The following is a 17,580-nucleotide window of genomic DNA, read 5'->3' as shown; positions in this document are numbered from 1 at the left end:
TGTTTGAATTGGGTTGGGGTGGCGCTTTAGCTAATAGATTGTATTTGTTGATTTTAATTGCTTTACCTTAAGGGCAGTTCAAAACAAACATCTAATTCTACTTTGGTATAAAACCCTAAAAATGCTGTAATTAAAAATTTACATCACGTATTTTAATTACGGATTAATTTTCTTTGATTTGTCTTTGGTTAACTTGTAAGACAATTGACCAATAAAAAAATAAAAACAAAATGGATTTATTTTAAATTGTTTTTAATCAGGTGTTTATCTTTTGGTTTGTTATGGTCATACCAATTTATATTGCTATTTTTATTCGCTCGATAGCAATTTCAAGCTGTTGCAAATGCAAAGGTTTGTCGTTAGGTTTTAGTACGAAACAAACATTTGACGGTTAAATATTGGCTAGTTTGTTTTGAAGATAGAGATGGAAAGGAGCAAGGCCTAAAGAGTTCGTGTAAGGCTGTCATTGAGACGACTTATTGAGTTTTACGTAACTTCTTTTACTAACTTAGGACTGGATAACAATGAGTACATCAAGTTTCCAAGGTTAGGTAAGGCAACCTTAGACAAGTTAACGACTACCTTCTCTCTTTTGAAACTGACTTATGCTCAAGGGGCTTAATATGACAGCAGAACAATTAGTGGCTAGATATGCGAAATCCCAGCCAAGTGCTGATACTGAATTACCAACAAGTGCAGAACTTGCATTAATCGGTCCAGAGGTCCCAGGACAAGATACGATATTTAATGATGGTGCTTTATCTTTATTAGCTGCGCTTTGTGAAGAGTTCACTCAAGAAGTGCCTGAGCTACTAAGTAAGCGTCAGCAAAAACAGCAACGAATTGATAATGGTGAATTACCAGACTTTTTACCTGAAACTCGTGCTATTAGAGACGGTGAGTGGTCAATTCGAGGCATGCCAGACGACTTGAAAGATCGTCGTGTTGAGATAACCGGTCCAGTAGACCGTAAAATGATTATTAATGCTCTGAATGCGAACGTAAAAGTGTTTATGGCAGATTTTGAAGACTCATTAGCGCCGAGTTGGGAGAAAGTGGTTCAAGGCCAAATTAACCTTCGAGATGCCGTCAGAGGTGACATCAGTTTTACAGCCGAAAATACCGGTAAGCATTACAGCTTAGATGAAGATCCTGCCGTACTAATTTGTCGAGTACGTGGTTTGCATCTAAAAGAAAAGCATGTCGAATTTAAAGGTGAGGCTATCCCGGGTGGCTTATTTGATTTCGCCATGTACTTCTACCACAACTATCATCAGCTTTTAGCTAAAGGCAGCGGTCCATACTTTTACATTCCAAAACTGGAAAGCCATGTTGAAGCACGTTGGTGGGCAAAAGTGTTTGCTTTCGTTGAAGAACGTTTTTGTCTAAAACCTGGCACGATTAAATGTACTTGTTTGATTGAAACCTTACCTGCCGTATTTGAAATGGATGAGATTCTTTATGAGTTACGTTCAAACATTGTGGCATTAAATTGTGGTCGTTGGGATTACATCTTTAGCTATATCAAAACACTGAAGAAGCATGCAGACCGTGTATTGCCAGACAGACAAGCCGTTACGATGGACACACCATTTTTGAGTGCATATTCACGCTTGTTAGTTAAAACCTGTCATAAGCGTGGTGCGTTAGCGATGGGCGGTATGGCGGCATTTATTCCAGCTAAAACACCTGAAGCAAATGAGCAAGTACTGCAAAAGGTTAAAGGCGACAAAGAACTTGAAGCACGTAATGGTCACGACGGTACATGGGTCGCACATCCTGGACTTGCTGATACAGCAATGACCATATTCAACGATTATATCGGTGCAGGCACTAATCAGTTGCACATTACTCGTGATGTTGATGCACCTATCTTAGCGGACGAGTTACTCACCCCCTGCGATGGGGAACGTACCGAAGATGGCATGCGTTTAAATATCCGCATTGCGCTGCAATACATTGAAGCGTGGATCCAAGGTAACGGTTGTGTCCCAATCTACGGACTCATGGAAGATGCGGCAACTGCAGAGATATCTCGTACTTCAATCTGGCAATGGATCCAGCATGAAAAATCACTGTCTAACGGCAAACTTGTCACTAAAGCGTTATTCAAAGAGATGCTCAGTGAAGAGCTCGCTAATGTTGAGCAGGAACTAGGTTCAGCACGCTTTAACCAAGGTAAATTTAATCAAGCTGCTTGTTTGTTTGATGAAATTACCACCTCAGATGAACTTGTCGATTTCTTAACGTTACCAGGCTATGAGCTGTTAACCGCTTAAAAAAATGGTGCTTCACATTGGGGTGTGAGCACCGATATTAATCAGTAAAACATAACGAATTACACAGGAAGGAGTAACACTATGTCTAACACTAATAAGCAACTAACTCGTCAAGAACAGATTGATGCGATTAAGAAGGATTGGGCTGAAAACCCTCGTTGGAAAGGTGTTAAGCGTCCGTTTACAGCGGAAGAAGTAGTGAAATTACGTGGTTCTGTGGTACCTGAAAATACCATTGCTAAACGTGGCGCAGAAAAACTATGGGATCTTGTAAATGGCGGCGCTAAAAAAGGCTATGTTAATTCTTTAGGTGCATTAACGGGGGGTCAAGCGGTTCAACAAGCAAAAGCCGGTATTGAAGCTATTTATCTTTCTGGTTGGCAGGTCGCTGCAGATGCTAACTTAGCGGGCACTATGTACCCTGATCAATCATTATACCCAGCTAACTCAGTACCTGCAGTCGTTGGACGTATTAATAATTCATTCCGTCGTGCTGATCAAATTCAATGGGGCAAAGAAGTTAACCCAGGTGATGAGAATTACACTGATTACTTCCTACCAATCGTAGCAGATGCTGAAGCAGGTTTCGGCGGTGTGTTAAATGCGTTCGAATTAATGAAATCTATGATTGATGCAGGTGCTGCTGGGGTTCACTTTGAAGACCAATTAGCATCAGTTAAAAAATGTGGTCACATGGGCGGTAAAGTATTAGTGCCGACTCAAGAGGCTGTACAAAAGTTAGTTGCTGCACGTTTAGCTGCAGATGTTAGCGGTGTTGATACATTAGTCATTGCACGTACTGATGCAAACGCTGCAGATTTAATGACTTCAGATTGCGATCCGTATGACCGTGACTTTGTCACCGGCGATCGCACCGAAGAGGGTTTCTATCGTGTGAATGCTGGTATCGACCAAGCGATTTCACGTGGTTTAGCTTATGCGCCATATGCTGATTTGATTTGGTGTGAAACGGCAAAACCTTGTCTTGAAGAAGCGAAGAAGTTTGCTGACGCTATTCACGCACAATACCCAGATCAGTTACTTGCTTATAACTGTTCACCTTCATTTAACTGGAAGAAAAACTTGGATGACGCAACAATTGCTAAATTCCAACAAGCGCTTTCAGATATGGGCTACAAGTACCAATTCATCACGTTAGCGGGTATCCATAACATGTGGTACAACATGTTTGATTTAGCTTATGACTACGCTCGTGGTGAAGGTATGAAGCACTACGTTGAAAAAGTACAAGAAGTTGAATTTGCCGCTGCTGAAAAAGGTTACACATTCGTATCGCATCAGCAAGAAGTGGGTACAGGTTACTTTGACCAAGTAACGACTTGTATCCAAGGTGGTAAATCATCAGTGACGGCATTGACTGGTTCTACCGAAGAAGAGCAGTTTTAACCTTTATTAACCTTGTAACAGTTTAGCTGCTTTGCAGCTGATTTCCCCCGGTGTTACTCACCTACAGGTTTCACCGGGTTTTTATCCAGTATTTGGAATATTAGCGCAAGCTAGTTGTCGTTCTTAATGCGAGGATTTTTAACTTCCTACCCAGTAAGTTTTCAACCAATCGCTTGTGTTGCGGCTCTTCGGAGCCGTTTTTTTTTGATAAATTTTTCGAATGATTTTTGCTAAGAATGCTTCATCCGCCCACATAAAGAGTTATAGTAAAACTATTGTAACAATGGGTGACTTAAGCATTGAAAAACTCTTTACCTATCACTAAAGGCGTCGACTACTGGACCAAGCGTATCAGTGAACAAGAAATGCCTGCTTTGTGTTCAACCGTCAGAGATTTAGAAAAGCTGGCAAAAGATGATGTGTCATCATTGGCGACATTAGGTCGTAGTGTGCTGCATGATAATGCGCTTACCACTCGGATATTACGTGTGGCCAACAGTGCTATTTATAATAAAGGCACTAATCACGTTACAACGGTCAGTAGAGCTGCCGTGGTGCTGGGTTTTGATACCATTCGCAATATTTGTATTACCGCCAAACTACTCACCAGTTTGCTCGAAAATAACAATTTATCTGAGTCTGTGTATCAACGACTAATCAAACTCATGGCGCACTCTTTTCAAGCTGCCATGATTTCGCGGGTGATGCTTAAAGATTATGATGAAGCACTTCGTGAAGAAGTGTTTATCGCCTCGTTATTATATCGCATTGGTGAAAGTGCATTTTGGAGCATTGGTGGCGAATTTGTTGATAACTTAGATCAAGCGATATTAGTCTCCCCATCAGTAAAAGATGAAAAGGCTATTGTGCGTGAGCATCTTGGGACATCATTTTCGCAATTAACTCAAAGCATCGCTCGAGCTTGGGGCTTAGGTGACGTATTAACCACATCACTGTCTCACCCTGATGAGAGAATGCCTGAAATAAGGACTATTTTTCTAGCTAATGAAATATCTGAAGCGTTGAATCAGCCTCATGTTAACCCAGAACAGCTCAATGATTTACTCTTAGCTGCTGCAGAAATTCAAGGAATTAGTCTTGAGCAATGTAAGTCGAGGATCAGTCGCTGCGCAGAAGCCACAATGAGGTTAGCTGAAGATTATGGGGCTACTGAGTTAATTCAATACCTTCCCGATACTGCAGAAATCATTTTGTGCTTAGATAAGCCTGAACAAAAACCGCAATTTCGTGATGCCGATTTAGTGCTGCAATTGAAAAAACTGCGTGAATTGACTGAGCATGCCATTCAAAAAGCTGACTTTAATCAAGTGGTGCAGACTGCATTAGAAGGTATTTTAGATGGGGTTGGTGTTGATAGATGCGCGGTGATGTTGCTATCGCTTAACCGAAAGCAGCTATCTGCTCGGGTTGTGTTTGGCGAGAGTGCAGAGTTTTTTAAGCAAGAGTTACTAATTGATATGCAAGGGGAGTTGAACCCATTTTCACAGGTCGTTGACGCTAAAAAACCAAGCTTGATTCACTCAGCTGAAAATAGCCAATTAATGTTGGTTCAACAAGGAAAAAATGAAGACCTTAATAGCAAAGTGAATTTTGCTTTAGGCTTTATGGTTGCGCCAATTGTCGTAAACGACAAAGTAATAGGGGTGTTTTATGCCGATAAGCATGCATCCGAAAGACCTTTGTCTCAGCAGGATTTTGATGGTTTTTGCCATTTGAGTCAGCTGGCTAATTTATGTTTTGGTTTAACAATGAAGTAAGCTTGGGATTGTGCAAGGTTTAGGCTAAAAACTTAAGTTAATGACATTAGCCAGTATTGTCATCAGTTAATATTTTAATCATTTTATTAAAGACGAATTAAATGGAATTAGCATTAGTATCACAGGGTAAAAGCTCCTACATTTTCAAATATTGTACGTTAATCTTATTGGCTGTTATTTTGAGTGTTATTGCAGGTAATTCAGTTGCGAATTCACTTGTGAATTCAATGGCTCAAATCGATAAAGCACAAGTTCAACCGCAATCTCTTCTCGTTGTCGATACTCTCAGACAAAGAGAGGTTCCAATAGAGTTATATCTCCCCGAAAAAAGCTTTGCCTGCCATGTCGATCAGCAGTGTCCTGTGATGATAATTGGTTCCGGATATGGGTTATTACACACAGATTATCAATTTATAAGTCAGCTATTTCAGCAAAATGGATACTTAGTGGTGGCGATTCAGCATGAGTTAGCCACAGATCCTGCATTATCAAGAACGCCGCCATTTATCCAAACACGCGCTGAAAATTGGCAACGAGGTGCTATTACTGTTGATTTTATTTTGCAGCAAAGTCGTCAATACTTGCCTGAGTTCGACTTTGAGCATGTGACATTGGTCGGCCATTCAAATGGTGGTGATATTTCAGTTTGGCTAGCAACCCAAGGTATTTCACTATTTAGTGAGAGTGAGAGTGAGAGTGAGAGCAATTTAAAACCAGTATCATCAACAGGCTATGCTGATTACATCGCGCGAATCATTACTTTGGATCATCGACGAGTTCCGTTACCGCGTAATGCCAATATCACGCAGCTTTCGATTAGAGCGAGCGATTACCCTGCTGATGAAGGTGTTTTGCCACTATCGAGTGAACAAGTAACAACTATTTCAGTGGTGACCATAAAAGATGCTAAACATAACGATATGAATGACTACGGGCCGCAATGGCTTAAAGATGAAATCGTCAATATCATCAGTGAGCATATGCAGTTTTAAGGTTTACTACCGTTTCTTTACCTTGTAAAACCCCACTCAAGCTCTATACAAAGAAAATAGCCAGCGTTTAAACATGCTGGCCATTGAGCTTTGTGTCATCGATTATTTAGCCGCACCAATTAACTTAGCAACGGCTTTGGCGTTTTCATTTGGGACTGCAATACTCAAATGATATTGGACGATTTTCCAACCTTGATCTGTTAATTGCAGAGCACCAGTACCTCGACACAAACCATAGCTGGCACTGTTCAATAGCTCATCAAATACAATGGTATTGTCGAACTGTAATAGTTGCCTAGATTGCACCTCATAGTGCCAACCATCAGTTGGTCTGGCATAACCTTCAAACTCTTTCATATCCCATCGCTCTGTCGCATCGGTACCTAAAAAGACTGCATCAGTATCGTATAAAGAAAAATAACTATCCCAATTAGCCGCACTAGCATCTTGATGCAGTTGGTTAAGTACATTGTCAGCTAGTTGTTTCGATTCGGTTGATATCGCGACTGTAGCTGATGATGGAAGGGATGACATAACCCATAAACTGCTGGTGAGTAATAAGGTAAGAATGGCTTTTTGCATGGGAGTTCCTGTTACTTAGGTTAGCGGATATTGGTATCACGACTAATGCCAATGAATTGGATCTAGTTGATAAAAACGGCTTAGTTCTTTATACAGCAAAGGATGCTGTTGGTAAAAATCATGGGGCATTTCAAAAAAAGTTTCAGTGATAACGGCAAAAAACTCGGCTGGGTTGGTAGCGCCATAATAGTTAAACAGTGATGGGAGTTGTTGACTCGCGCAGCGCTGCAATGTATCAAACTCTTGCCCGAGAATCGTTGACCACGCTGAATAGGACGTGATATCTCGCAGCGGCGGTGCGCCATTTGCTTGGCCGTTTTCTTGATCGAGTTGATGTGCAAACTCATGTATGACGACATTTTGTCCATCTGTCGGATCAGCAGCGCCATCTATGGTGCTTTTCCAAGAAAGAATGATTTTACCATTTCCCCATGATTCACCTAAGAGAACATTACGTTGGTTTGACTGGACTCCAGCAAAATCAGTCCCCTGCTTTTCCACTATAAAAGCATAAGGATAGACTAAAATTTGTCTGAGTTTAGGGTAGTAGTCTGTCTTTCGATTTAATAATAGTAGGCAAGCTTGTGCCGCAATGGTGACTCTCACTTCATCAGTGATGATAAAGCCATCACAGCCTATAAATTCTTTTTCTTCGATAAATACTTGTATGTGCTTTTTGAGTTGTAACTGTAGATCCGTTGGCATAGCTTTAAAGTAAGGGAAACGATGTTTGAGAATTTGGCGCCACTGTTTAGGGAATGCTTGCTTAGTGATCTTGGCACGTCTTATTTGATTGCGTTTCGGCTTAGTAATAATCAGGCCAATAGCAATCGTTGAGACGATAATCAAAGCGATAAGAGCAAACATTTGCCTTCCTTGTGTTAAGTCATCATAGATAAAATATCCTGAACCTAAAATAGTTATTGGGCGCAAGTTGTCATAATTCAAGGGTTAATCTGTAGATGCTAAGCTTATTTTAGATATAGCTAATGAAAAGGATATCAAGGATGCGATTTGCGAGTAAAAAAAACTGGCAAACAACTTACGTTGCTGCCAGAAAGGAGGGGGAGGGAGATTTATTATTTTTTGCGTCACAATGCTAGTGTTGTCAATCCTGGTTAGAGTTCATTACCTTATTTGTATTTGTTGTTCAATTTCTCGTTGCTCCGCCACTGGCAGTGAGAAATGCTGTTGTATCAGCTGGCGGATCAATTTCGATTTTGCAGTATGACTACTTTGGCTGAGTAGCGTTAGCTGATTAATTGCATCCTCACTTAGCGTAAAGGTCGCCCGTTTAAATGGTGCTGGCTTTTTAGCTAATGGCTCGTTAGCTTCTGTTAACGCAAGTAACTTTTCCATTGCTTGTTTATTTGCGTTTTCAATGCTGTTTGAACTTGAATGCTGTTTTCCCATTGCATACAAGTTGGCAGCCTCAATAAAATCATCCACTGACATTTGTGGCTCAAACATCGTATTACATGGCGTAACGTTTTTCTTGAGATCTGCTAGCCCCATAGGTCCCCCTCAGTTGAGTAACATTAGCGGCATCATTACGTTGCTGAATAATCTGTTCGGCGTTTTGTACCTCTAGAAGCTCGCAGGCAATTGCCCTGATTTCGCTTGCAGCTTTGCCTGTAGGGTCAATTTCGATAACTGATAAGCCAGACTCTTCACTGTCATCGTAAATATTGCGGCTATAGGTAATTGCATCTAGTACATTGATATCGAACGTGTTGCAGACTTCTTTAGCTTCGACGATACGCCCTGCTTGGTTCGGTAAGCTTGGGCATTGAGTGATGACAAATGAGGCTCTCATTTTGGGGTTAATCATTTTACAGGTGGCAATGATGTCGTCCATGTGACTGACCGTTTTTAAGTCCCGGCGCTTAGGTCTTAATGGCATCAATACATGAGATGCGACAGATAACGTCGCTCGCAGTGCCAGGTTATCTTGTCCGCCACAATCAACAATAACGTAATCATAATGCTGTTCAAGGCTTAAAAGATCGTTGCGAATTTTTCCGTATAGTTGAACACAATTAATCCCGGGTAATTCTGGGTTGTTATTTCTTGCTTGGATCCAATCTGAAGTTGTTCTTTGTGGATCGCAATCAACCATGATAATGCTTGATTTAGCATCTTTTGCGAGAAAAACGGCAATATTTTGTGCAAGGCAACTTTTGCCACTACCACCTTTCTCTCCGCCAACTAATATGATCATTTCAACATCTCCTGATAGGTGCAACGAGAACGGCTATATAAACACTCGCTGCAGTGAACCTGGTGAGAAGGGTATGATGCAATAACTGCGATTTGAAAGCCGAATTATTGAGATGATAAACAGCTCAAACTTCGATTAAATCAGTCATTAAATAGCAACATTTAACTTCAATGCTATTAACTTTATGTGCAGTTTTGTAACGGGTCAATTGGCAGTATATTGACTAAAAAGTCATTTTGACTTGATGGTGTTTATTTGACAAAAACTGACTAGAGGCAACTTATTGACAGGTTTGTTTCTTGTCATAAAACGGTAACTGAACTTATTATTTTTTAGTAGGTTAGCGTGTAAAAATATTGACGAAGGGATGCTTGTATTCTGTTCTTGTGTCTTTGCAAAAAAGTCTGGGTAACTTTAATAGCTAAAAGCTGTCTTTTAGAGTTTTGTTATTCCTAATCGGTATATATCTTGTGGTACAAAATATGCAAAAACTAACCTAGAAGCGTACAGATAGTACATTGTTAAACGCTATAAGTGGTAATGAGTAATGTTACTATGCCATCACTCACGGTATGATTCGTCCTGTGATCTTGATGAGCAAAGCTCACTGCATTAGCAGAGTAAGCGAGATACGAATCTATTATCTAATTAGTTAGGAAGAGTCAAAATGAATGAAGCGTTATTATTAGAAGCAATTAACCAGAAAATGCCTTTTGGAAAATATGCTGGACGTAAATTGTTAGAACTTCCTGAGCCTTATTTAGTCTGGTTTCACAGTAAAGGCTTTCCTGAAGGAAAATTAGGTGAGCAGTTAGCGCTAATGTATGAAGTTAAACTTAATGGTTTAGAAGAAATGCTGCAGCCATTACTTAAAAAGTAGTGTGAGTTATGTGAGGTCTTTTTTCATGTAAAAACCGTTTATGACCTGTCCTTTTGTGATTTGATAGCTTGGTTGCACTTGCTGGAACCCTTGCTTTAAAAAGAAGCCTTTAGATAAGTAGGATGCATCTACGCTGAGCGCATGATAACCCTGAGTAATAGCCCATTGCTCAAGTGTTTGATAAAGCTTGCCAGCTAAGCCTTGTCGCTGCTTACCAGGGCTGATATATAAACTATCAATATACCCACGATGGTTAAAATCCGTTTCAACATTAATGACACCAATCACTTCCGGCTGCGATGGGCCGTTATTTAATAATAGCCAGCTTTGACTGCGTAAAAGGCGTTGGCGCCAATGTCTGGCTGAGCGAGGGGCAGTTGACCACGCATCTAGATGTGCTTGTGTATAGCGAGGATGGTCAATGTGCTGAATACATTCGTGGACAAGTAGGCTAACGTTACTAGCATATTGTGGGCTAAAAGGTGTTATTGATTGGTTAGCTGTGTTTTCCATAAATTTTGTTAATGCTGCTTTATGTTGATGCGTATTACGGCAGTTTAACCAAAAAAAATCGGCTAATGAAATCATTAACCGATTATGTCTTGTTTGAGGTTAAATCGAATTATTTCTTCTCGATTTTTCCAACAAATAATAATTCGTCAAATGTTTTGTTTAGCGTGCTGCTGGTGAAGTCATTCATCCACATTTGCTCATTCATGCTGACAGTATCGCCTTTAGCGATTTCAACCTGTGGACCCGCAGCCCAGAATGTTTTGTCTTCGCCTTTAACTTGAACGTAAGTGTATCCACCGCTGTTCATTGTTTCTAATACTTCACCCTGGTGCATGATACCTGCAGCCCAAGCTGAAGATACGCCTAGTGCTAATGTTGCTGCTGCAGCTAATTTGATCAGTTTTGCTTTCATGAAGTTGTTTCCTATTTGATTAGGCTAAAATTTGCAATGATTCAAGTCATGAATCCACATAAAGATACATCATTAAATCATGAAGCGATCATTGGGTCTGTGATCCGCTGCAGATTTGTGAAGTCTACATTATCATAAATTATATTAACTTAGGCTAATGCACGACTGATTTATGTTAATTGGCATCTTAGTTTGCTTACCAACAATTAACGAAATAACTGGCAAGTCATAGTAAAAGGGTGATTGCTGTTAACTTCAGTAATGGTTACCTCAGCAATTACCAAGTCAGCTACATTAACGGTGACTGATGTAATGAACATTCGGTTGTAACGGATTTTCAATCAAATTACCGTGCTGCGACACAAAATCGACAAACGCTTCAGGTAATGTCATGGACTCCATATCTTGCTGCCAATGCGCCTTTAACAATGCATCGTAACCTTCTTTACCCGCAGCGGTATAAGCACTTGAAACGCCAATGTATAGCTTCTGTGAATCAATCGCTCGCCATTCGCCTTGAGTGAACTCTTCAATTAAGGTGATACGATGACTCATAGGCAAAGTGCCATCATAAAAGTATCGAATACCATAAGTGTAGGGAAAGCTTCCTGCACCAGTACCTGTTACCCCATTATTTGTTGCCGAGTTAATGGCAGATTCCAAAGCTTGATATAAGAACTTTCCCTGAATTTGATATTTCACCAAAGGTAACTCGAACGGCAAAATGCGCCCTAATACGTCAGCTAATGACAGGTTCCCCTTGATTAAAGACTGACGAACACCGCCAGCATTATGCAGCGCAAAATCTAGTTGTGGTTCTGATAGTTTGGTGGCTTTATACATACTTCGACACACCCAAGGCGCAATTTCACTGCCATGTGGAAAGTGTTTACTCGGAAGGCGTGTATGAATTAAATCTCGAGGAATATGTGCCAATACCTGTTCTTCAAGTGCATTTAAAGCAGGGCGGTAATCTCGCATAATGGTTTGGTGAACCTCATCATTTGCGGCATTATTCAATATTCCTGGGTGAGCTAATAGCTGGGAGGTGACTGCATCAATTTCAGCTTGACTGATGTCTTGTAAATCAGCTTTTTTCGCCTGTTTGGCATCGAGTGACACTTTAATTTGTTCATCAATCATAAAGTAATTATTGCCATTTAATGAAAGGCATTGACCACTTTCATCGAACTCAATTTGAGCGAGCCCGAGCACTTCTGCATATTTACTGGCATGAATGATAGGGGTGTTGTTAATACGTTCACCGTATTCTGTGTGACTTAGGCCTAAATCTGAAAATTCACCTTGAAGCGTGTGAGAGTGGCCGCCAACAATAACACTAATCCCATCAACTTTTTCAGCCAGTTCACGGTCTTGATCTAACCCTAAATGACTGAGTACAACAATGTGGTATATCCCTTGTTGATGAAGTTTTGCAATGGTGTTTTTAGTGGTGTCGATAGCATTGATAAAGTGGGTGTCAGGATCAGGTCTAGCAATGAGTGGCATTTGATCTAGAGTGATCCCAATAATTGCAATTTGTTTATCGTAAAAGGGTTTGATTAGCACTTTGGCACATTGCTGCTCAGTGTCGTAGTCAAATAACATTGGGTGGTGCTTTAAGCGACCTTCTTTATCTTCAAGCTCTTGGCTTAAATCCATATTGCCGGCTAACAAAGGGAATTCGATTCGATTTAAAAATGCCAACACAGGACTATTGCCTGCATCAATCTCATGATTACCTAATACCATGGCATCTGGCTTAAGCATATTCAGTAAATGTGCGTTTGCTGCGCCCTGAAATTCACGAAAGTACAATGTGCCTTGAAAACTGTCGCCGCCATGAAGAAACATAAATTCGTGTTGGTTTTTCACCGCCGCGATTCTTGCCGTTTCAATTTGGTGGCCCAAACGGGCATAGCCGCCGGTTTGCGTTTCAGCAAGGTAAGTTTGCTCATTAAATGACAAGGAGAATTGAACCTGACTCGGCTCGAAATTTGAATGCGTGTCATTGATATGGGCAAGTGATAAAGAATAGGTGTTCGGCATTTCGTCCTCAAAAAATGGTAAGAGCGAATTGGATATTAGCCCTTATTAGTAAATGCTTAAGTAATTAACTTGGCGACATGATAATGCGTTAACCCCTTTTTGGGAAACGACTCAAAAAATAAATACGCTGTGAGGGTATTATTATTGGCAAAGTCGCAATAATCATAGTCAAAAAAGGGAGCTAGGCTCCCTTTTTATTGAAATATCAAACTGTTTTATATCGTACTATTTTTGGCCGCAACCTCGGGCTCTGGTGTATGCTGGGTTGTTTGTTTTGTAAACTCGCCATCATCAGATAATACGATGCCTTTATGTTTCATTCGCGTGCCCCACAGTTTACGCGCCAATTGCTGCATATCAGTGACAGGGTCGTTTGAATCGACAATTTCTAAGCCTAGTAAAGATTCGACAATATCTTCTAATGTCACAATACCTTCACCTGAGCCGTATTCGTCCACAATCATGGCAATTTTTGTATTGCGCTTAATCATGAGCTCGAAAATCGGTAATATCTTCGCGGTTTCAGGGATCACAAGCAGATTCTTTTTCAACACACCAATAGATTCTTTTGGAGTGTATCGTTCTGCTTGAATAATATTATTACGGTTAACGTAACCGATAATATTATCCGGATCATCTTCGTAGACAGGAATACGCGTAAAAGGTTTCGCTAGAAACTGCTGTACAAATTCACCTTGTGACAAGTGAATTGGTAATTTAAACATGACCGTTCTTGGCGTCATGATTGCAGAAACTGGCATTTCTTTTACTGACAACATTTGGGTCAAAATTGATGACTCTTGTTTGTCTAGTTCGCCTGAACGCAAGCCTATTTCAGCCATCGCACTCATTTCTTGTCTGATATATTGGCCTTCATCGCCTTTCCCCATTAATTTGGTCACTTGAGAAGACATCCAAATTAGCGGTTTAGTTAATCTTTCCATCCAAACCAAAATCAAAGACACAGGCGCAGCGAGTGAACGCCAATAGTTAGCACCTAATGTTTTCGGAATGATTTCAGAAAAGAATAAAATCAAGAAGGTAAGCACACCAGAGAATACTCCAAGCATTTCATCACCAAAGACTTTTGCAGCTTGTGCGCCTGCAACAGCGGCACCCACGGTATGGGCGATGGTGTTTAATGTCAGAATAGAAACTAGTGGTGATTCCACATTTTGTTTCTGTTTATCAAGCCGTTTCGCGGCTTTAGGGTTAGTTTTTGCCAAGTTGGCAATATAACTAGGGGTAACAGACAGTAATACCGCTTCAAATACACTGCAAAGAAACGAGATTGCAATGGCGATAAATACTATAATGATAAGAGTTATCATAAAGGTGGAATTACACCTCCATATGGCAGACCAATATTAGTCCAACGAAATTTTAGCACAGTCGTGAAAGTATCAAAGCTTTAATGCAGTGACACTGGCGAAATTTTGTAAGGATCTGTATAATTCGCCGCCCGCTAGCAGGTTTTAGGTTTTTTTGAGGTTACACAAGATGAGTGAGAAAAAGATCAATTTATTGGATCTTGATCGAAAGGCAATGAGAGCGTTATTCACCGAAATGGGCGAAAAACCGTTCCGTGCTGATCAATTGATGAAATGGCTTTATCACTTTGGTGTTAGCGACTTCGAAGAAATGAACAACATTAACAAAGCACTACGCGCTAAATTAGCCCGTAAGTGTGAAGTGGTTGCGCCAGAAATTTCTAGCTTCCAAAAATCTGAAGATGGCACGATTAAGTTTGCTATCAATGTTGGCCAAGGCCAAGAAGTGGAAACTGTCTATATTCCTGAAGAAGACAGAGCCACTTTATGTGTGTCATCTCAAGTAGGTTGTGCGCTAGAGTGTACCTTCTGTTCTACAGCTCAACAGGGCTTTAACCGTAACTTAACGGTTGGCGAAATTGTTGGGCAAATTTGGCGTGTATCGCAATTTTTAGGTTTCCAAAAAGAAACAGGCGAACGACCAATTACAAACGTAGTGATGATGGGCATGGGTGAGCCATTACTTAACTTAGCTAATGTGATCCCTGCAATGGACATCATGTTAGATGATTTTGGATTTAGCTTGTCAAAACGCCGTGTCACCTTATCAACCTCAGGTGTTGTTCCAGCGCTTGATAAACTGGGTGATGCGCTAGATGTCGCTCTGGCTGTGAGTATTCATGCGCCAAACGATGAACTGCGTGACGTGTTAGTTCCAGTTAATAAAAAATACCCATTAGAAGAGTTCCTTGCTGGTATTCGTCGTTATTTAGCAAAATCAAACGCTAACCGTGGCCGTGTAACGGTTGAGTATGTGATGTTGGATCATATCAATGACAGTACTGATCAAGCACACGAGTTAGCCAAGTTAATGAAAGACACACCGTGTAAAATTAACTTAATTCCATTTAACCCTTATCCTGGTTCGCCTTATGGTCGCTCTTCTAATTCCAGAATTGACCGATTCTCGAAAGTGCTAATGGAATATGGGCTGACTGTTATCGTTCGTAAAACACGTGGCGATGATATTGATGCTGCTTGTGGTCAATTAGCGGGTGATATTCGTGACCGCACTAAACGTCTTGCGAAAAAACGCATGCAAGAGAGTGCTATTTCGGTCACAATGGATTAACTCATTGTTTGTATAGATTAATAGGCGTAAAAATCATGCACGGATTGCCGAAGCTTTTAATGATTGCTACTTTATCACTGCCTTTAGTGGGTTGTGTAACGGAAAGAACGTATACTGGTACGGATATCCCTGTTTCTGAAAGAACCTTGGATAAACAGTCTGCTGCAAAAGAAAGAATGCAATTAGGCCTAACTTACCTTAACCGTGGCAATATGGAGCAGGCAAAGTTCAACTTAAACCGTGCTGTTGAGTATGCGCCGCAATTAAGCGCAGTGCACACAGCGATGGCCTATTATTACCAGACTGTAGGTGATATTGAGCGCACGGAAGAATCATACAGAAAAGCAATTAATACCAGTGATGCGACGGGTGATGCGATGAACAACTTTGGTGTATTTTTATGCCAACAAGAAAAATATTCGCAAGCTGAAGCTATGTTCAAAAATGCGATTAATGCAAAAGAATACACACGTACCGCGTCAAGTTATGAAAACCTTGGCGTGTGCAGTTTATCTGCAGGTGAGCCTGAAAAGGCGAAGCAGTACTTTGAAAATGCATTACGTTATGATCCAAGAAGAAAGTCCACTTTAATGGAGTTAATTGATTTAGCTATTTTAGAGAATGACTACGATAGCGCTAAATTCAACTTAAGCCGTCTTCATCGAGTGGCAGAGCAAACGCCTGAAAGTTTAGCTTTAGGAATAAAAATATCGCGCGAGTTAGCAGATGAGGATGCGGTTAAACGCTATGGTATTACCTTAATTGCCAAATACCCGACATCAGAACAAGCGAAAGAATACAGGGCTACTTTGCATTAATGACAAATAACAATCAAACATCCCAAAAAAATGGGAGTGACGCTGAACAGGCAGATATACTTGAAGCAGTATCTACTGCTGGTATGTTGCTGCGTACAGCTCGAGAGAAAAAAGGGTTATCGATAGATGCGGTTGCGACCCAATTACATTTACGTCCTGGCATCATCGAAGATATTGAGAATGATAAATTTGATAATATTGCTTCAGCAACCTATGCACGTGGATATGCGAAAAACTATGCCAAATACATCGAAGCAGATGTAGATGCAGTACATCAATGTTTAGCGCAACAATTGCCTGATGAAACTGCTGCAATGCAGAGTTTTTCTCGCAAAACCACACGTGAAGCTCGTGATAGCCGCTTAACAATAGTGACATATTTAATTGTCCTTGCTTTGTTAGCGCTGCTAGTTGTGTGGTGGGTGCAAAAAGACTCTATGTTAAGTGGGATAGATTTATCCAAACCTACCGTAGAAGAAGTTGCAGCTGCAAATGTTGTTAGTCAAACAGAAGATTTATTAGAGCCAGAAATCGACCCTAATATGGCGTATGTTGAGCCAGCGGATCAGTTAAATGAACAGGCTGCCCTGCAAAATGAACAAAGCAACAACTCAGATTTGCCGGCATCATCAGTTCAACCTGTAGAGCCAGCGAGTACCGATGTTGTAATGCTTGATAATGCGCAACAAAATGTGGTCGAGCCTGCGTTACAATCAGCATCCGCTTTGGTTGCTGATAATGTTGCTGCACAAGATGCTATTTCTATGAGCTTTAGTGCTGATTGTTGGGTGAATATCGTTGACGCAACAGGCAAAACCATTGTTGATGGTGTCAAAGGTGTTGATAGAGTGGTTGAAGCACAAGGCGTTGCTCCGTTCAAATTGATCTTAGGGGCTCCACAAGTTGTGACCCTTCAATTTAATGGTGAAAATGTCAGTTTAGCTGACTTTTCAGAAGGCAGTGTAGCACGGCTAACCTTGCCGAAAGTGTAACCTTGATTGTAATTAGATAAGCAGTAGAGCAACAG

Annotated in this window: 16 protein-coding genes; 8 read left to right on the top strand and 8 right to left on the bottom strand. The window is 40.7% G+C overall.

What is annotated here, in order from left to right:
* Positions 1 to 623: 623 nt before the first annotated feature.
* The 4 genes from aceB to A9267_RS06070 all read left to right on the top strand — a co-directional run bounded on the left by aceB (position 624) and on the right by A9267_RS06070 (position 6,456).
* The gene (gene aceB / locus A9267_RS06085) at positions 624 to 2,279 is read left to right on the top strand and encodes a malate synthase A (RefSeq protein ID WP_082972227.1); all 1,656 of its coding nucleotides are present in this window, start codon (positions 624 to 626) and stop codon (positions 2,277 to 2,279) included.
* An 81-nt stretch (positions 2,280 to 2,360) separates the two neighbouring features.
* The gene (aceA, locus tag A9267_RS06080; RefSeq protein WP_055025689.1) at positions 2,361 to 3,686 is read left to right on the top strand and encodes an isocitrate lyase; all 1,326 of its coding nucleotides are present in this window, start codon (positions 2,361 to 2,363) and stop codon (positions 3,684 to 3,686) included.
* Between the two features lie 299 nt (positions 3,687 to 3,985).
* Complete coding sequence (locus tag A9267_RS06075; protein ID WP_065108597.1) at positions 3,986 to 5,464, top strand: HDOD domain-containing protein; 1,479 nt, start codon at positions 3,986 to 3,988, stop codon at positions 5,462 to 5,464.
* A 101-nt stretch (positions 5,465 to 5,565) separates the two neighbouring features.
* On the top strand, positions 5,566 to 6,456 hold the full coding sequence (locus A9267_RS06070) for an alpha/beta hydrolase (RefSeq protein WP_231919055.1): 891 nt from the start codon (positions 5,566 to 5,568) through the stop codon (positions 6,454 to 6,456).
* Between the two features lie 102 nt (positions 6,457 to 6,558).
* Here the strand turns inward: A9267_RS06070 and A9267_RS06065 are convergent, their stop codons facing one another.
* The 4 genes from A9267_RS06065 to A9267_RS06050 form a co-directional block, all read right to left on the bottom strand.
* Positions 6,559 to 7,038, bottom strand: coding sequence for a nuclear transport factor 2 family protein (locus tag A9267_RS06065; protein ID WP_055025686.1), 480 nt, complete (start codon positions 7,036 to 7,038; stop codon positions 6,559 to 6,561).
* A gap of 42 nt (positions 7,039 to 7,080) precedes the next feature.
* Positions 7,081 to 7,905 (bottom strand): zinc-dependent peptidase, encoded by an 825-nt coding sequence (locus tag A9267_RS06060; RefSeq protein ID WP_065108596.1) that lies wholly within the window; start codon positions 7,903 to 7,905, stop codon positions 7,081 to 7,083.
* Between the two features lie 261 nt (positions 7,906 to 8,166).
* A complete protein-coding gene (locus A9267_RS06055; RefSeq protein WP_065108595.1) occupies positions 8,167 to 8,553 on the bottom strand; it encodes a hypothetical protein in 387 nt (128 codons plus the stop codon).
* Positions 8,513 to 9,259, bottom strand: coding sequence for an AAA family ATPase (locus A9267_RS06050; RefSeq protein WP_055025683.1), 747 nt, complete (start codon positions 9,257 to 9,259; stop codon positions 8,513 to 8,515). Before A9267_RS06050 ends, A9267_RS06055 begins: the two co-directional genes overlap by 41 nt.
* 667 nt (positions 9,260 to 9,926) lie before the next feature.
* Between A9267_RS06050 and A9267_RS06045 the strand changes: the two genes are divergently transcribed.
* On the top strand, positions 9,927 to 10,139 hold the full coding sequence (locus A9267_RS06045; RefSeq protein WP_055025682.1) for a DUF3820 family protein: 213 nt from the start codon (positions 9,927 to 9,929) through the stop codon (positions 10,137 to 10,139).
* A gap of 6 nt (positions 10,140 to 10,145) precedes the next feature.
* Here the strand turns inward: A9267_RS06045 and A9267_RS06040 are convergent, their stop codons facing one another.
* The 4 genes from A9267_RS06040 to A9267_RS06025 form a co-directional block, all read right to left on the bottom strand.
* Positions 10,146 to 10,652: a GNAT family N-acetyltransferase gene (locus A9267_RS06040; RefSeq protein WP_065108766.1), complete on the bottom strand. Its 507-nt coding sequence runs from the start codon at positions 10,650 to 10,652 to the stop codon at positions 10,146 to 10,148.
* Positions 10,653 to 10,761: 109 nt separating this feature from the next.
* On the bottom strand, positions 10,762 to 11,064 hold the full coding sequence (locus A9267_RS06035) for a hypothetical protein (protein ID WP_055025681.1): 303 nt from the start codon (positions 11,062 to 11,064) through the stop codon (positions 10,762 to 10,764).
* 294 nt (positions 11,065 to 11,358) lie between these two features.
* Positions 11,359 to 13,113, bottom strand: a complete 1,755-nt coding sequence (locus A9267_RS06030; RefSeq protein ID WP_065108594.1) for a bifunctional metallophosphatase/5'-nucleotidase — start codon at positions 13,111 to 13,113, stop codon at positions 11,359 to 11,361.
* 215 nt (positions 13,114 to 13,328) lie between these two features.
* Positions 13,329 to 14,444 carry a CNNM domain-containing protein gene (locus A9267_RS06025; RefSeq protein ID WP_055025679.1) on the bottom strand — a complete coding sequence of 372 codons (1,116 nt, stop codon included), beginning with the start codon at positions 14,442 to 14,444 and terminating at the stop codon, positions 13,329 to 13,331.
* A 169-nt stretch (positions 14,445 to 14,613) separates the two neighbouring features.
* Between A9267_RS06025 and A9267_RS06020 the strand changes: the two genes are divergently transcribed.
* The 3 genes from A9267_RS06020 to A9267_RS06010 are packed head-to-tail and all read left to right on the top strand — an operon-like array spanning position 14,614 to position 17,545.
* Positions 14,614 to 15,735 (top strand): bifunctional tRNA (adenosine(37)-C2)-methyltransferase TrmG/ribosomal RNA large subunit methyltransferase RlmN, encoded by a 1,122-nt coding sequence (locus A9267_RS06020; RefSeq protein ID WP_055025678.1) that lies wholly within the window; start codon positions 14,614 to 14,616, stop codon positions 15,733 to 15,735.
* Positions 15,736 to 15,767: 32 nt separating this feature from the next.
* Positions 15,768 to 16,553, top strand: coding sequence for a type IV pilus biogenesis/stability protein PilW (pilW, locus tag A9267_RS06015; RefSeq protein ID WP_055025729.1), 786 nt, complete (start codon positions 15,768 to 15,770; stop codon positions 16,551 to 16,553).
* Positions 16,553 to 17,545, top strand: a complete 993-nt coding sequence (locus A9267_RS06010; protein WP_065108593.1) for a RodZ domain-containing protein — start codon at positions 16,553 to 16,555, stop codon at positions 17,543 to 17,545. Before pilW ends, A9267_RS06010 begins: the two co-directional genes overlap by 1 nt.
* Positions 17,546 to 17,580: the final 35 nt, after the last annotated feature.

The organism is Shewanella sp. UCD-FRSSP16_17, assembly GCF_001675935.1.
Lineage (GTDB): Bacteria > Pseudomonadota > Gammaproteobacteria > Enterobacterales > Shewanellaceae > Shewanella > Shewanella japonica.
Note: the sequence above shows the minus strand (reverse complement) of the source record. Positions and strands in the feature narration are given on the sequence as shown.

What these genes read in the sequence shown, in the direction of transcription:
- aceB (WP_082972227.1), top strand. Translation starts at nt 624, where the DNA reads ATGACAGCAGAACAATTAGTGGCTAGATATGCGAAATCCCAGCCAAGT.
- A9267_RS06010 (WP_065108593.1), top strand. Translation starts at nt 16,553, where the DNA reads ATGACAAATAACAATCAAACATCCCAAAAAAATGGGAGTGACGCTGAA.
- A9267_RS06070 (WP_231919055.1), top strand. Translation starts at nt 5,566, where the DNA reads ATGGAATTAGCATTAGTATCACAGGGTAAAAGCTCCTACATTTTCAAA.
- aceA (WP_055025689.1), top strand. Translation starts at nt 2,361, where the DNA reads ATGTCTAACACTAATAAGCAACTAACTCGTCAAGAACAGATTGATGCG.
- A9267_RS06060 (WP_065108596.1), bottom strand. Translation starts at nt 7,905, where the DNA reads ATGTTTGCTCTTATCGCTTTGATTATCGTCTCAACGATTGCTATTGGC.
- A9267_RS06065 (WP_055025686.1), bottom strand. Translation starts at nt 7,038, where the DNA reads ATGCAAAAAGCCATTCTTACCTTATTACTCACCAGCAGTTTATGGGTT.
- A9267_RS06050 (WP_055025683.1), bottom strand. Translation starts at nt 9,259, where the DNA reads ATGATCATATTAGTTGGCGGAGAGAAAGGTGGTAGTGGCAAAAGTTGC.
- A9267_RS06040 (WP_065108766.1), bottom strand. Translation starts at nt 10,652, where the DNA reads ATGGAAAACACAGCTAACCAATCAATAACACCTTTTAGCCCACAATAT.
- A9267_RS06055 (WP_065108595.1), bottom strand. Translation starts at nt 8,553, where the DNA reads ATGGGGCTAGCAGATCTCAAGAAAAACGTTACGCCATGTAATACGATG.
- A9267_RS06025 (WP_055025679.1), bottom strand. Translation starts at nt 14,444, where the DNA reads ATGATAACTCTTATCATTATAGTATTTATCGCCATTGCAATCTCGTTT.
- A9267_RS06035 (WP_055025681.1), bottom strand. Translation starts at nt 11,064, where the DNA reads ATGAAAGCAAAACTGATCAAATTAGCTGCAGCAGCAACATTAGCACTA.
- A9267_RS06020 (WP_055025678.1), top strand. Translation starts at nt 14,614, where the DNA reads ATGAGTGAGAAAAAGATCAATTTATTGGATCTTGATCGAAAGGCAATG.
- A9267_RS06045 (WP_055025682.1), top strand. Translation starts at nt 9,927, where the DNA reads ATGAATGAAGCGTTATTATTAGAAGCAATTAACCAGAAAATGCCTTTT.
- A9267_RS06030 (WP_065108594.1), bottom strand. Translation starts at nt 13,113, where the DNA reads ATGCCGAACACCTATTCTTTATCACTTGCCCATATCAATGACACGCAT.